This is a genomic window from Sulfitobacter sabulilitoris (assembly GCF_005887615.1).
Classification (GTDB): Bacteria; Pseudomonadota; Alphaproteobacteria; order Rhodobacterales; family Rhodobacteraceae; genus Sulfitobacter_E; species Sulfitobacter_E sabulilitoris.
This window is the reverse complement of the sequence record NZ_VANS01000001.1, coordinates 756662-769922: the sequence shown is the minus strand read 5'-3', so window position 1 is coordinate 769922 and position 13261 is coordinate 756662. Positions and strand designations below refer to the sequence as shown.

The following is a 13261-nucleotide window of genomic DNA, read 5'->3' as shown; positions in this document are numbered from 1 at the left end:
TGCGAAAATGAAAAATGCCCCGCAAAATGACGGGGCCATATAACGATGAGCGGAACTTTGAGATGATCCTGACGACGACCGATGGCCAAGGCGATCTGCCACGATATTTCACCCGCGTGTTCGCCATGACACAGCAGATGAACAACGGGCGCGTGGATTTCGTGCTGCCCGATGGCCGTGTGTTCCGCGCCGAAGGCAAGAACCCCGGCCCTGTGGCCGAATTGCGCATCCACAGCGACGATTTGTTCGCGCGGCTGATCCGCGAGGGTGACCTGGGGTTTTGCGACGCCTACCTGGACGAGGAATGGTCAACACCCGACCTGCAAGCCTTCATGGACCTGGTGCACGCCGACAACGAGGATATCTACGACGGTTTTCCCGGCATGGGGCTATTGCGCAACTTCGAAAAACTGCGCTTCTGGTGGCAGCGAAATTCCAAGACCCAGGCCCGCCGCAACATCAGCTATCACTATGATCTGGGCAATGATTTCTACGGGTTGTGGCTGGACGAGACGATGACCTATTCCAGCGCGCTGTTCAAAACCGGACAGGAAAGCATGGAGGCCGCGCAAATCGCGAAATATGCCTCGATGGTCGATGAAATGGGCGTGCAGCCGGGCGATCACATCCTCGAAATCGGCTGTGGTTGGGGCGGGTTCGCGGAATATGCGGCCAAGGAACGCGGGCTCAGGGTTACCGGCCTGACCATCAGCGAAGAACAGATCAAGTACGCCCGCGACCGCATTGAAAAGGCGGGACTTACCGACATGGTGGATTTCAAGTTGCAGGACTACCGCGACGAGCGGGGCATCTATGACGGCATCGCGTCGATCGAGATGTTCGAGGCGGTGGGTGAGAAATACTGGCCCGCCTATTTCGCCACCGTGCGCGAGCGTCTGAAACCCGGCAAGACCGCCACGTTCCAGATCATTACCGTGACCGACCGCCGGTGGGACGTGTACCGACGGGGCGTGGATTTCATCCAGAAGTACATCTTTCCCGGTGGCATGCTGCCCAGTCCCGGCGCATTGCGCGACCAGATCGCGCGCGCCGGCCTGGCGGTCGAACGGTCGGTGGAATTCGGTCATAGCTACTCGGTGACGTTGCGCCGCTGGCATGAGACCTTCAACGCCAAATGGGACGAGGTCAGCGCGATGGGCTTTGACGACCGGTTCCGCCGGATGTGGAATTTCTATCTCACCTCTTGTGCGGCGACCTTTGAAAGTGCCAACTGCGACGTGACGCAAATTACCGTGAAGCGGCCCGTCTGAGGCCGACCGCGCCGCAGAGGAGGCATTATGCCCGACGCCAGCAAACTCATGGCCGCCGTGTGCCTGGCGATCCTCGCCTTCATCGTGTCGGGGCAGATCATGCCGCTGATGCCCGAAAGCACCGATTTCGGCTATTTCACGTGGGTCAACATGGCGATCGGCGCGCTTGTCGGCTGGTTCGTGATGGGCCGCCGCGCTGGGCGCGGGATCACGTCCGCGGTCAACAACGGCCTGACCGGCGTGGCGTCGATGGTGTTCTGGGGCGTCTTCGTGCAAGCCGCGAACGAGATGGTCCGGCTGGCGATGCGCAACCGGTATGATAATGCCTTCGAAGCGCTGATCGCCATCTTCGAGATCGGCGCCGAGTACGGTCTGATCCTGATCGATTTCACCGTCATCGCCACGCTGATCGTGGGTGCCGTCCTGTCCGGGCTGGCGACTGAATACGCGTGGCGCACGTGGCGCTGACACCCGGCGGAATGCCTTTGTTCTTCTACGGCACGCTGCGGCATTTGCCCCTGCTTGAAATCGTGCTGGGCCGCCCGGCAACGGACATCGACCTGCGCCCCGCGACCTTGCCCGGCTATGCGGTGCGCAGCGTCGCCGAGGGGCCGTTTCCGGGAATCGAGGCGCGCCCCGATGCACGGGCCGAGGGCGTCGTCGTCGGCGCGCTCACGCCCGAGGATATCGCGCGGCTCGATTATTACGAGGGCGGCTTCGACTATGATCTCGTGACCGTCACGCTGGGTGACGGGGCACGTGCCCAGGTCTATTTGCCCGCCGCGGGCGCCTGGACCTTGCAGGGGCCGTGGTCGCTGGACGATTGGGTGCGCGACTGGGGCGAGATGAGCTGCGAAGCGGCGGCGGAGGTGATGGGGTATTTCGGCCAGAAATCGCGCGACGAGATCGCCGGGATGTTCCCGATGATCCGCACGCGTGCGATGGCCCGTGTCAACGCGCGCCGGACCGACCACGAGCAAGGCACGTTTCGGGGCCGGGTCGATGTCACCGACCGGCGCCGGGTCTATGCCAAGTTTTTCGCGCTGGACGAATTCAGGCTCAGCCATGAGCGGTTCGACGGCACGATGACACCGCAGGTCGAACGGGCGGTGTTCGTCTCGACCGATGCGGCGATCGTGCTGCCCTATGATCCGGTGCGCGATCGCGTCCTGCTGATCGAGCAGATGCGCATGGGGCCGCTGGCGCGGGGCGACGCGAATGTCTGGCAGCTCGAGCCGGTCGCGGGGCGCATCGACGCGGGAGAGACGCCCGAGCAGACCGCCCGCCGCGAGACGCGCGAGGAGGCGGGGCTGGAGGTGGCCAGGTTGCATCCGGTGGGAGAGCTCTATGCCTCGCCCGGCAACACGACGGAATTCTACTACATCTACGTGGCGATTGCCGATCTGGCGGCGGATGTGACCGGCATCGGCGGGCTGGCGAGCGAGACCGAGGATATCCGGTCGCACCTGATGTCCTTCGACGATCTGATGGCGCTGTGCGACGGGGGCAATGTGGCGAACGCGCCGCTGATGGTGGCGGCCTATTGGCTGGCGCGGCACCGCGACGAATTGCGGGCAAAGGCATAGCTCCGCAGTCGCCCCCCCTTGAGGCCATAGCCGCGCCCCGCTACACCACTAGGCAGGCGCAGTGAGGGACACATCATGTATATTGCTAAAGACTTGGCGCAGGCCATCGGGAACACACCGCTGATCCGGCTGAACAAGGCCAGCGAAGAGACCGGCTGCGAGATCCTCGGCAAGGCGGAATTCATGAACCCCGGCCAGTCGGTCAAGGACCGCGCGGCGCTGTTCATCATCCGCGACGCGATTTCGCGCGGCGCGCTCAAGCCCGGCGGCACCATCGTCGAAGGCACCGCCGGCAATACCGGCATCGGCCTGGCGCTGGTGGGGGCGTCGATGGGGTTCAAGACGGTCATCGTCATCCCCGAGACCCAGAGCCAGGAAAAGAAGGACATGCTGCGCCTCGCGGGGGCCGAATTGGTGCAGGTTCCGGCAGCGCCGTACAAAAGCCCCAACAACTATGTCAAGTATTCCGGCCGTCTGGCCGAAAAGCTCGCGCGCGAGACCAACGAGGGCGTGATCTGGGCCAATCAGTTCGACAATGTGGCCAACCGGCAGGCGCATGTGGAAACCACCGGCCCCGAGATCTGGGACCAGACGGACGGCAAGGTCGACGGCTTCATCTGTGCGGTGGGGTCGGGCGGGACGCTGGCGGGCGTGGCCGAGGCGCTGCAACCGCGTGGTGTCAAGATCGGCCTGGCCGATCCGGACGGTGCCGCGCTGCACAGCTATTACACCACCGGCACGCTGGCCTCCGAGGGGTCGTCGATCACCGAAGGCATCGGACAGGGGCGCATCACCGCCAACCTCGAAGGGTTCACGCCCGATTTCAGCTATAACATTCATGACGCCGAGGCGCTGCCGATCGTGTTCGACCTGTTGCAGCACGAAGGGCTGTGCCTGGGCGGATCGTCGGGCATCAATGTCGCGGGCGCGATGCATCTGGCGCGTGACCTGGGGCCGGGGCACACCATCGTGACCATCCTGTGCGACTATGGCACGCGCTACCAGTCCAAGCTCTACAACCCTGACTTCCTGCGCGAAAAGGGGCTGCCGCAACCCGGTTGGCTGATGGAAGGCCCGTCAAGCATTCCGGGCGTTTTCGAGGACGTGTGAACGCCATGCTCCGCCTTCTGACGTTGGCGCTTGTCCTGAGCCTGTCGGTGGTGTTCACCGCCGCGGCGCAGGAGATGAGCACACCCGACCGGCCCAATTACGACCTGTGGCAAAGTGTGGCCAGCCGGGCCGAGACGGCCGTCGATGAACAGATCGACGAGACCGAGGTGTTCGAAACGCTGCGCACCCGTCTTGCCACGTTCCGGGCCGAGTTCCAGGACGCGCGTCAGATCAACGCCGAACGGATCGCAACCCTGCGCGAGCAACTCGATGCGCTGGGTCCCGTGCCCGAAACCGGCTCCGAAGCCGAGCAGGTGGCGGCGCGACGGTCCGAGCTTGAGCGTCAACTGGCCACCCTGCAGGCCCCTGTTCAGGTCGCTGACGAAGCCTTTCGCCGGGCTGACGGGCTGATCAGCGAAATCGACCAGATCATCCGCGACCGCCAGACGCGGCGGCTGCTGGCTCTGGGGCCATCGCCGCTGAACCCGGTGCATTGGGGGCCTGCGGTGCAGGAGTTCGGCGCGACGCTGGCGGACGTCGGGTCGGAAAGCGTCGCCTTCGGGGATTCGGTGCGCCGCCAGCAGTTGCGGGAAAACCTGCCGCTGGTGTTGCTGCTGGGGGCGGTTGCACTGGTCCTGATGGCGCGCGGGCGGAGATGGGCCGGCATGATCGCGCATCGCGCACGCCGTCTGGGCGGGCACAGCGTCAGCGTGGTCCGCTTCGTCGTGTCGCTGGGCCGCATCGTGCTGCCGCTGATCGGTGTCGTGGCGCTTAGCCAGGCGTTGCGCGCCACCGGCATGGCCGGCGTGCGGGGCGAACAGCTCCTCAATGCGCTGCCCATTTGGGGCGGCATCCTGCTTGGCTTCCGCTGGTTGTCCGAACGGCTTTTCTCGCGCGACGAAGACGAGGCGCTGATCGTGCTGGCGCCCGAGCGCCGCGCAGAGGCGCGGTTCTACCTGCTGATGCTGTCGCTGCTGTTTGTCCTGCGGGGGGTGCTGGCGCTGTTGTTCAGCTTTTCGGACGTCTCCGCGGAGACGCGGGCGGTCGTGGCGTTTCCGGTCGTCGTGCTGATCGGTCTGATCCTGTTTCGCGTGGGTCAGATCCTGCGCGGCTACAGCGAAACCTACGCCGACGAAGGCGAAGAAGAGGTCGCGCCAACCAGTCTGGGCCGGGCCCTGCGGCTGACCGGTATAGCGATCATGGCGGTGTCGATCGCCGCCCCGCTGATGGCGGCGGTGGGCTATGCCTCGGCGGGCAACGCGCTTTTGTATCCCACCGTGATTTCGCTCTTGATCCTCGGGCTGGTGATGGCGCTGCAGCGGTTCTTTGGCGATCTCTACGGCTGGCTGACCGGTCAGGGCGCACAGGGGCGCGATGCGCTGGTGCCCGTGCTGGTCGGCTTTGTGCTGGTCCTGGCGGCGACGCCGCTGCTGGCCCTGGCCTGGGGCGCGCGGGTCGCCGACCTGACCGAGATCTGGTCCGCCTTCAGCCGCGGCTTCGTGATCGGGGAGACGCGCATATCGCCCTCTGACTTCCTGATGTTCGCGCTGATCTTCTCGGGCGGCTACGTGATCACCCGACTGGTGCAGGGCGCGCTGCGCAGCAACGTGCTGCCCAAGACAAGGATCGATATCGGCGGGCAGAACGCGATCGTGTCCGGGCTGGGCTATGTCGGCATTTTCCTGGCCGCACTGGCGGCGATCACCGGCGCGGGGATCGACCTCAGTTCGCTCGCCATCGTGGCGGGTGCGCTGTCGGTGGGGATCGGCTTTGGCTTGCAGAACATCGTGTCGAACTTCGTGTCGGGCATCATCCTGCTGATCGAGCGACCGATTTCCGAGGGCGACTGGATCGAGGTCGGCGGCCGGATGGGATACGTGCGCGATATCTCCGTGCGCTCCACCCGGATCGAGACCTTCGACCGCACCGATGTCATCGTGCCCAACGCGGATCTGGTCAGCGGCACGGTGACCAACTTTACCCGCGGCAATACCGTTGGCCGCCTGATCGTCAAGGTGGGCGTCGCCTATGGCACCGACACCCGGCGCGTCGACACGATCCTGCGCGAGATCGCCGAGGCGCAGCCGATGGTGTTGGCCAATCCGCCTCCGATGATCCTGTTTGCCAGCTTCGGGGCCGACGCGCTGGAGTTCGAGGTGCGGATGATCCTGCGCGACGTGAACTGGCTCATTCCGGTGCAGAACGACGTGAACCACGCCATTGCGGAGCGCTTCGCGGAGGAAGGCATCGAGGTGCCCTTTGCCCAGCGCGACATCTGGCTGCGCAACCCCGAAGCCTGGTCGGGCGGCGGCGGCGGCAAGGCCGCGGCGGAGGCCACCGCGCCGGCGCAGGTCGCCGCGACGCGGACCGGGTCGCGGAGCGATGCGCAGACCCATACCACCGTCGATGACATGCAAGATCCGGATGCCGATGCCGCAGGCGAGGCGGACAAATGACCCTGACACCACCCAAGGACGCTGCCTAGAATGACCCGCATGCTGTTTCGCGAAGACGCCTATCTGCGCGAGGCGCAAGGCACGGTGATCGCCCATACTCCCGAGGGCGGCATCGTTCTGGACCAGACGAATTTCTATCCCACCGGCGGCGGTCAGCCCGGCGACAGCGGCACGCTGATCTGGCAGGGGCGATCCCTGCCCATCGCCACCACGGTCAAGGCCGCCGGCGACCGGATCGCGCTGGTCCCGGCCGAACCGCAGCCCTTGCCGCCCGTCGGCCAGACGGTCGAGCAATCGCTGGACTGGGACCGCCGCCACCGGCACATGCGTGTGCATTCGGCGCTGCACCTTCTGTCGGTCGTCGTGCCCTTCGGCGTCACCGGCGGATCGATCAGCGCGTCACACGGGCGGCTGGATTTCGACATGCCCGACGCACCCGCCGACCGCGACGAGTTGCAAGACAGCCTGAACGCCTATGTCGGGCTTGATGCCGTCGTTACCGAAGACTGGATCACGCAAGCGCAGCTGGACGAGAACCCGGATTTGGTCAAGACGATGGCCGTGCAGCCGCCGCGCGGCGCAGGCGCCATTCGCCTGATCCGCATCGGCACGCTGCACGAGCCGATCGACCTGCAGCCCTGCGGCGGAACGCATGTCGCGCGGCTGGGTGAAATCGGTGCGCTGCGCCTTGGCAAAATCGAGAAAAAGGGCCGCGTCAATCGTCGCGTGTACCTGCATCTCGACAGTTGAGAGCCCGGTTTCACCTGCACCTGAACGAAGCCGCAATATCCTCTTGCAATGCCCCGCATGCCCACGCTACACCGCGCGGACGGAGCGGTGGCCGAGTGGTCGAAGGCGCACGCCTGGAAAGTGTGTAGGCGGGAGACCGTCTCCAGGGTTCGAATCCCTGTCGCTCCGCCACGACCCTTTGATCAAAATGGGTTTTCAATACATCAGGTTGCAGGAACGCGTTGCCGGAACAGCTTGCTGGCCCGCCTGCACCTCTTACGGTTTGTTGCGGCTGGGATGCGTCGCGCGGCGGCCCGGGTCATATCCGCATCGCACCCCGCGATCCCGACAGGCGTTGTGACGCAGGGCCGACCCGGTCCAGACCTGCCTGCCGTTCGGGCCGGGCCGGGACCGCGCAACCGGGAACGCCGAAGTTTGCGCCAAGACAACGTCTTCGGCGGAGGATGGGCGGACCATGGGCCGGAAAGGAAACGGAATGCCCCGCCCAGGTCCAGAGGATGCCGATATTCCGCTGTCCGATCTCTTGGCGCGCTGGCCGCAGACGATCACCGTGTTCTCGCGTCACGGGATGCTGTGCGTGGGATGTCTGATCAACCCGTTTCACACGATCGCCGACGCCTGCGCCGAATATCACCTCGACACCGAGGCCTTTGTTGCCGAGTTGCGCCGGTCGATCGAAACCTTCTGATCGTGAGGGCCACGCACTGCCGATCCACGGCAGGGGGGGCTATGACTGGCTCAGCAAGACCAGCGCATGCGGGTCGCACACGGTGATGCGTTTTCGCTTGCTCTCCACCAGGCCCTGCTTTTCCCATGCGCTCAGAAGGCGGCTGACGGTGTGCAGGGTTGTCGCGGTCAGTTCCGACAGATCCTGACGGGTGATGGGGAAATCGATCTCGATCCCGTTCGGAACCTTGCGCCCGCTCTGGCTCACCAGCCGCAAGACCGCGTTCGCCACCCGCTGCTCGACCTGCTGGGTCGCCATCTCGACGATACGGGTATTCATCTCGCCGATCCGCTCGCCGATGGTCTTGTAGGTTTCGGTCGCGAAGCCGTCATACCGGGCCACGAATATGTCCCACAGGTGCATCGGCCAGCCGAGCGAGATGGCTTCGCTCGCCGTCACCGCCGTGGCGGGATAGGTGTCGCGCCCGATCGCCCTGGCGATGCCCAAGAGCTGGCCCGCCGGGATATGCAGTGCGGTGACCTGGTCGCCCGTCGGCGTTACCCGGACCACCCGCACATGGCCGTCGAGCAGCATGTAGAACCGTTCGGCGGGATCGCCTTCGTTGAAGAGACGCGCCCCGGCATCGTGGCGACGCGATGTCGCCTGGTCGAGGATCTCCCGGATTTCGCGGCGGTCGAGCCGGGAAAACGGCGGCAGATGCGCCAGCAGGCTTTCGTCCAGTTTTGGCAGGGTTTTGCGGGGCGCTTGGTCTTGCATCCACGATCAGTGCCACATCCGCCGGCATCGCGATAGTCGGGAATGGTCCGGCTGCGGCTGCGGGCGACGGTTGGGAAGTTTGTCCCAGAACAAAGCCGCGCACCCTGCGACTGGCTACATTCAAATCTGGCGATCACTTGGAAAAGGAATGGAAAATGATCCGCACAACCCTAACATGCCTTGCGCTCGCGGCAGCGATGAGCAGCGCGGCCTTCGCCGAAACCTTCGAGGTCCGAATGCTCAACAAGGGCCAGAATGGCGACCGGATGGTGTTCGAGCCGCCCTTCCTGCGCGCCGCCGCGGGCGACACTGTCAAATTTCTTGCCAGTGACAAGGGCCACAACGCCGAAACCGTCAAGGGCATGATCCCCGACGACGCGACCGCCTTTGCGGGAAAGATCAACGAAGAGATCGAGGTCACGTTCGGGACCGAGGGCGTCTATGGCGTGATGTGCAAGCCGCATTACGCCATGGGCATGGTGATGACCATTGCCGTGGGCGATGTCACGGCCCCCGGTGACTTTCTCGACGGTCGGATACCGCCCAAGGCCAAAGAGCGCCTTGCGGCGCAACTCGCCAGGTTCTGAGCGACACCAGACGACAGCGGAGCCATGACGGCTTTGCCGCGAAAATCAATTCGAATGGAGGGACATATGACCAAATTCATCAATCCGGTCCTGACGAGGACAAACCGCCGCAACGTGTTGCGAGGGTCGATCCTTGCGGGCGCCGCCGCAATGACCGGGGCCACCGCAATGGCGGCCCAACGCGCCGCCATGCCGCACAAGGCGGATGCGGTGTCGGCCGGGCTGTACAAGGCGGCGGGCGAGGTGACGACCGCGAGCACCGCGGTGCCATCGGATCTGTCGGGATATACCCGCGTCAAGCAAGAGCTGGTCGCGCCGCCTTATGCGCCAATGCACGACCAGATCGCCACGGGTGGCCCGAAAATCATCGAGATCACTTTGGAAACGACCGAACGCCTGATGGTGGTGGACGAAGATACCGGCGCGTCGATCTGGGCCCTGACCTATAACGGCTCGGTGCCCGGTCCGCTGATCGTCTGCCACCAGGACGACATTATCGAACTCACGCTGCGCAACCCCGAAGACAGCATGATGGCGCACAACATCGATTTCCATGCCTCGACAGGGGCGCTGGGTGGCGGCGGCCTGACCCATGTCTATCCCGGAGAGGAAACCGTGTTGCGCTGGAAGGCGACCAAGCCGGGCTGCTTTACCTACCACTGTGCGCCAGGCGGGGCGATGATCCCCTATCATGTCACCCATGGCATGAACGGCGCCGTGATGGTGCTGCCGCGCGACGGGCTCAGGGACCGCGACGGAAATCCGCTGCGTTATGACAAGATCGCCTATATCGGAGAGCAGGATTACTATCTGCCCAAGGATGACACCGGCGGCTTCAAGTCCTATGACAGCGCCGGAGACGACTACGCCGACAGCCTGGATGCGATGCGGACGCTGACGCCGACGCATTCGGTGTTCAACGGCGCGGTCGGCGCATTGACCGGCGAGGGCGCGCTGCACTTCGAAGTCGGGGACACGGTGCTGATGATCCACAATCAGGCCAATCGGGACACGCGCCCGCACCTGATCGGCGGCCATGGCAATTTCGTCTGGGAGACATCGTTCACCGACACGCCACAGACCGGGGTCGAGACGTGGTTCGTCCGTGGCGGTTGTGCTGTCGCGGCGATGTACACATTCGAGCAGCCCGGCGTCTATGCCTATGTGAATCACAACCTGATCGAAGCGGCGCTATTGGGTGCGACGGCGCATTTCATCGTCGACGGCGACTGGGACAACGGCCTGATGGAACAGGTGGTCGCGCCAAGGCCCTACACGGTCTGACGCCCGGGGGGAGCGACGGATGACCGCCGCCACGCGATCGATACCGGTTCGCATCCGCCTTGGTCTTGCGGCCATGGCGGCGGCGGCGGCGGCGCTTTTCGGGGCCGCGCTTTATTTGCGCGGCCCCGATCCCGTGGGGCTCCAGCCGCCCGAAATGGCGGACCGCCCGGTGATCATGCCGGGTGGCCGCGCCCTTTACGTCCAGAGGTACGAGGTCACCGTGGCCGCGTGGAATGTCTGCCACGCCGAGGGCCGCTGTGCGCTTGAGGTGAGGAGCCGGCCGGGCGTTGACCCGGCAGTGACACCTGCCACCGGACTGAGTTACGTTGACGTCAGCGAATATGTCGACTGGATCACTTCCACCGGCGGCCATGCCTTTCGCCTGCCGACCGCGTCGGAGTGGAGCCACATGGCACGGTCCGTATTGCCCGATACCCCCGATCCGATCTTTACTGACCCGGCGCTGAGATGGGCCTCGGGATATCTCACCGAAGGTCTCGCGCCGCGCGGCCTTGAACGGCAGCGCAGCTTTTCGGTGTCACCCGAAGGGATCGCCGATCTGGACGGCAGCGTCTGGGAATGGACGCAGGATTGCTATGCCGGCGCATCCGTCGATTTGGCGGTCGCGCGCTGCCCGGCTTTTCTTGTCGGCGGAGAGCATGTCGCCGCGATGTTCTACCTCGTCCGCGATCCGGCGCGCGGCGGCTGCGCCGTCGGCACTCCGCCCGCGCATCTTGGCATGCGCCTGGTGTCCGATGACCCGCTTTGAAAAGATCGCCTGCGGCGCGAACACATCGATTGGCCGCAGGTCCGCGCGTCGCGGCGGCCTCTTGCACCGGCGCACGGTCTTGCGCTCAACGGTCCGATCCACGCAGGCGCGCGCCCGAGGCGCCGCGCAGGTCGGCACCACACAGGGCAAGTTTTCCATTCCTTTTAGGGATTTTGCGGGCTTCATCCCGCCAGATCGCCGATGGGTGGGCGCCGGGTTTAAGGCCGTCTTTACACGCCGGCGCGCATGATCCCGCAGGTCAGCCGGCGATACCCGATGGCTCATCTGTCCCGGATCAAGCGAAAGCACTGCGTGAACCCTGTCAACACCCAGCCACAGTCGGACCGCATCGGCGCGGTCAAGCGGGTCGCCATCGTCGATGATGACGCGGCGTTCCGAATGTGGGTCCGGCGGATGCTGACGGCCGATTCACGGTTCATCGTGGTCGCAGAGGCGGCCAACGCCCTGGAGGCGCGCGAGGTGGTGAGGACCGCCCGACCGGATGTGCTGACCCTCGACGTCGAAATGCCCGGCATGAACGGACTGGAATTCCTCGCCCGGCTGATGGCGGTTCACCCGATGCCCGTGGTCATGATGTCGGGCCGAACGAAACAGGGGGGTGCCAACGCCATTCACGCGCTGTCCATCGGGGCGGTGGATTGCATCCACAAACCCGAAACCGGCTGTGACCGCGATACCGTTCGCAGCATCTGTGACCGTATTCACCTCGCCGCCTGCAGCCGGGTCATCGCGCGCGCCCAACCGGTGCCGCGCCCAGACCTGTCACCGGTGTCCAGCCTGACGTCGGGCCCCCACGGACAATGCCGGCGCGGGTCGCTGATCGTGATCGGGGCATCCACCGGCGGTGTGGCCGCGCTTGAAACGGTGTTGCACGATCTGGCTGCCAATGGGCCGCCGGTGATGATCGTCCAGCATATGCCGGGCCCCTTCATGGTCAGCTTTGTGGAGCGTTTGAACCGCAGTTTGCCGCAACGCGTGCACCTTGCCTTTGACGGGGCCGTCCTCGCGCGTGGCGACATTGCGCTGGCTCCCGGGTTTCAGCTTCACACGACGCTCGCGCGGGAAGACGGGCGATGGGTCTGCCGGTTGCGCCCCGACGAGGGGCGCGCGCTGCATTGTCCGTCGGTGGACGTGCTGTTCGCCTCCGTGGTTGAGCATGCGAAATCGGTGTCTGCCGCGCTGTTGACCGGCCTGGGCCGCGACGGCGCGAACAGCATGAAGCAGTTGCACGACGCGGGCGCATTCACCATCGCGCAGGACGAGGACAGTTGCGTGGTCTTTGGCATGCCCCGCGCGGCCATTGCCGAAGGTGCGGTCAGCCGGGTCGTGCCGTTGAACCGCATCGGCAGCGTGCTGCGCCAGCATCATGACGGGCCGCGGGCGCCGGCGACGCGTCGCGGCGGGCAGGTGTAGCCATGCCGGGCGGTCGCATACTCATCACCCAGGGCCAGCGCGCCGTCGGCAATTGTTCCGAGGTCGTCATCGCGACGCTCCTGGGATCCTGCGTGGCCTGTTGCATCTGGGACGAGGAGGCAGGTGTCGGGGGCATGAATCACATGCTTCTGACGGTCAGCGCGCAAAAGACCGGGATGTGCAACATGGTCGGGGTCAACGCGATGGAGCTTTTGATCAACGACATCCTGAAATTGGGCGGGCAGCGCAACCGCTTGCGCGCCAAGGCGTTCGGCGGGGCGCAGATGGTGGCGGGTCTGTCGGATGTGGGCACGATCAATGCCGCATTCACGCTTGAATATCTCAACAAGGAAGGAATTGCGTGCATGGGGCATTCGCTGGGCGGGACCACGGCGCGCAGCATTCTGTTCTGGCCCGCCACCGGGCGGGTGCTGCAAAAGACGAACCCCTCCGAGAAACCCGAGGCACCGCGCACCATCGCGGCCGACAAGGGCGGCAACGGGATCGAGCTGCTGTAGCCGCGGCGCAAGGACGTTTGCAGGCGGCTGCAAATCCATGGCCCCGCGGCGG

13 protein-coding genes and 1 tRNA gene are annotated in these 13261 nt (G+C 65.1%); 13 read left to right on the top strand and 1 reads right to left on the bottom strand.

What is annotated here, in order from left to right:
* Positions 1-62: 62 nt before the first annotated feature.
* The 8 genes from FDT80_RS03590 (at position 63) to FDT80_RS03555 (ending at position 7861) form a co-directional block, all read left to right on the top strand.
* Positions 63-1271 (top strand): SAM-dependent methyltransferase, encoded by a 1209-nt coding sequence (locus tag FDT80_RS03590; protein ID WP_138660852.1) that lies wholly within the window; start codon positions 63-65, stop codon positions 1269-1271.
* Positions 1272-1298: 27 nt separating this feature from the next.
* Positions 1299-1739, top strand: coding sequence for a TrgA family protein (locus FDT80_RS03585; protein WP_138660851.1), 441 nt, complete (start codon positions 1299-1301; stop codon positions 1737-1739).
* Positions 1730-2857: an NUDIX domain-containing protein gene (locus FDT80_RS03580; protein ID WP_342777634.1), complete on the top strand. Its 1128-nt coding sequence runs from the start codon at positions 1730-1732 to the stop codon at positions 2855-2857. The genes FDT80_RS03585 and FDT80_RS03580 overlap by 10 nt, the downstream gene beginning before the upstream one ends.
* Positions 2858-2932: 75 nt before the next feature.
* Positions 2933-3967: a cysteine synthase A gene (locus tag FDT80_RS03575; protein WP_138660849.1), complete on the top strand. Its 1035-nt coding sequence runs from the start codon at positions 2933-2935 to the stop codon at positions 3965-3967.
* A 5-nt stretch (positions 3968-3972) separates the two neighbouring features.
* Positions 3973-6423, top strand: coding sequence for a DUF3772 domain-containing protein (locus FDT80_RS03570; protein ID WP_138660848.1), 2451 nt, complete (start codon positions 3973-3975; stop codon positions 6421-6423).
* 30 nt (positions 6424-6453) lie between these two features.
* Positions 6454-7173, top strand: coding sequence for an alanyl-tRNA editing protein (locus FDT80_RS03565; protein WP_138660847.1), 720 nt, complete (start codon positions 6454-6456; stop codon positions 7171-7173).
* An 81-nt stretch (positions 7174-7254) separates the two neighbouring features.
* Positions 7255-7344: transfer RNA gene (locus FDT80_RS03560), tRNA-Ser, on the top strand.
* Between the two features lie 304 nt (positions 7345-7648).
* Positions 7649-7861: a DUF1858 domain-containing protein gene (locus FDT80_RS03555; protein ID WP_138660846.1), complete on the top strand. Its 213-nt coding sequence runs from the start codon at positions 7649-7651 to the stop codon at positions 7859-7861.
* A gap of 39 nt (positions 7862-7900) precedes the next feature.
* Here FDT80_RS03555 and FDT80_RS03550 read toward each other — a convergent pair whose 3' ends face one another.
* The gene (locus FDT80_RS03550) at positions 7901-8617 is read right to left on the bottom strand and encodes a Crp/Fnr family transcriptional regulator (RefSeq protein WP_138660845.1); all 717 of its coding nucleotides are present in this window, start codon (positions 8615-8617) and stop codon (positions 7901-7903) included.
* A gap of 155 nt (positions 8618-8772) precedes the next feature.
* Between FDT80_RS03550 and FDT80_RS03545 the strand changes: the two genes are divergently transcribed.
* The 5 genes from FDT80_RS03545 to FDT80_RS03525 all read left to right on the top strand — a co-directional run bounded on the left by FDT80_RS03545 (position 8773) and on the right by FDT80_RS03525 (position 13209).
* Positions 8773-9204 (top strand): pseudoazurin, encoded by a 432-nt coding sequence (locus FDT80_RS03545; protein ID WP_170311777.1) that lies wholly within the window; start codon positions 8773-8775, stop codon positions 9202-9204.
* Between the two features lie 66 nt (positions 9205-9270).
* A complete protein-coding gene (gene nirK / locus FDT80_RS03540; RefSeq protein ID WP_138660844.1) occupies positions 9271-10488 on the top strand; it encodes a copper-containing nitrite reductase in 1218 nt (405 codons plus the stop codon).
* Positions 10489-10507: 19 nt separating this feature from the next.
* The gene (locus tag FDT80_RS03535) at positions 10508-11257 is read left to right on the top strand and encodes a formylglycine-generating enzyme family protein (protein ID WP_246039829.1); all 750 of its coding nucleotides are present in this window, start codon (positions 10508-10510) and stop codon (positions 11255-11257) included.
* A 276-nt stretch (positions 11258-11533) separates the two neighbouring features.
* Entirely contained in the window at positions 11534-12691 is a 1158-nt protein-coding gene (cheB, locus tag FDT80_RS03530) for a chemotaxis-specific protein-glutamate methyltransferase CheB (RefSeq protein WP_138660843.1), read from the top strand.
* Between the two features lie 2 nt (positions 12692-12693).
* The gene (locus tag FDT80_RS03525; RefSeq protein ID WP_138660842.1) at positions 12694-13209 is read left to right on the top strand and encodes a chemotaxis protein CheD; all 516 of its coding nucleotides are present in this window, start codon (positions 12694-12696) and stop codon (positions 13207-13209) included.
* Positions 13210-13261: the final 52 nt, after the last annotated feature.

Coding starts and splice junctions, on each gene's coding strand:
- FDT80_RS03565 (WP_138660847.1), top strand. CDS start 6,454: ATGACCCGCATGCTGTTTCGCGAAGACGCCTATCTGCGCGAGGCGCAA.
- cheB (WP_138660843.1), top strand. CDS start 11,534: ATGGCTCATCTGTCCCGGATCAAGCGAAAGCACTGCGTGAACCCTGTC.
- FDT80_RS03570 (WP_138660848.1), top strand. CDS start 3,973: ATGCTCCGCCTTCTGACGTTGGCGCTTGTCCTGAGCCTGTCGGTGGTG.
- FDT80_RS03555 (WP_138660846.1), top strand. CDS start 7,649: ATGCCCCGCCCAGGTCCAGAGGATGCCGATATTCCGCTGTCCGATCTC.
- FDT80_RS03525 (WP_138660842.1), top strand. CDS start 12,694: ATGCCGGGCGGTCGCATACTCATCACCCAGGGCCAGCGCGCCGTCGGC.
- FDT80_RS03585 (WP_138660851.1), top strand. CDS start 1,299: ATGCCCGACGCCAGCAAACTCATGGCCGCCGTGTGCCTGGCGATCCTC.
- FDT80_RS03575 (WP_138660849.1), top strand. CDS start 2,933: ATGTATATTGCTAAAGACTTGGCGCAGGCCATCGGGAACACACCGCTG.
- FDT80_RS03535 (WP_246039829.1), top strand. CDS start 10,508: ATGACCGCCGCCACGCGATCGATACCGGTTCGCATCCGCCTTGGTCTT.
- FDT80_RS03550 (WP_138660845.1), bottom strand. CDS start 8,617: ATGCAAGACCAAGCGCCCCGCAAAACCCTGCCAAAACTGGACGAAAGC.
- nirK (WP_138660844.1), top strand. CDS start 9,271: ATGACCAAATTCATCAATCCGGTCCTGACGAGGACAAACCGCCGCAAC.
- FDT80_RS03545 (WP_170311777.1), top strand. CDS start 8,773: ATGATCCGCACAACCCTAACATGCCTTGCGCTCGCGGCAGCGATGAGC.
- FDT80_RS03590 (WP_138660852.1), top strand. CDS start 63: ATGATCCTGACGACGACCGATGGCCAAGGCGATCTGCCACGATATTTC.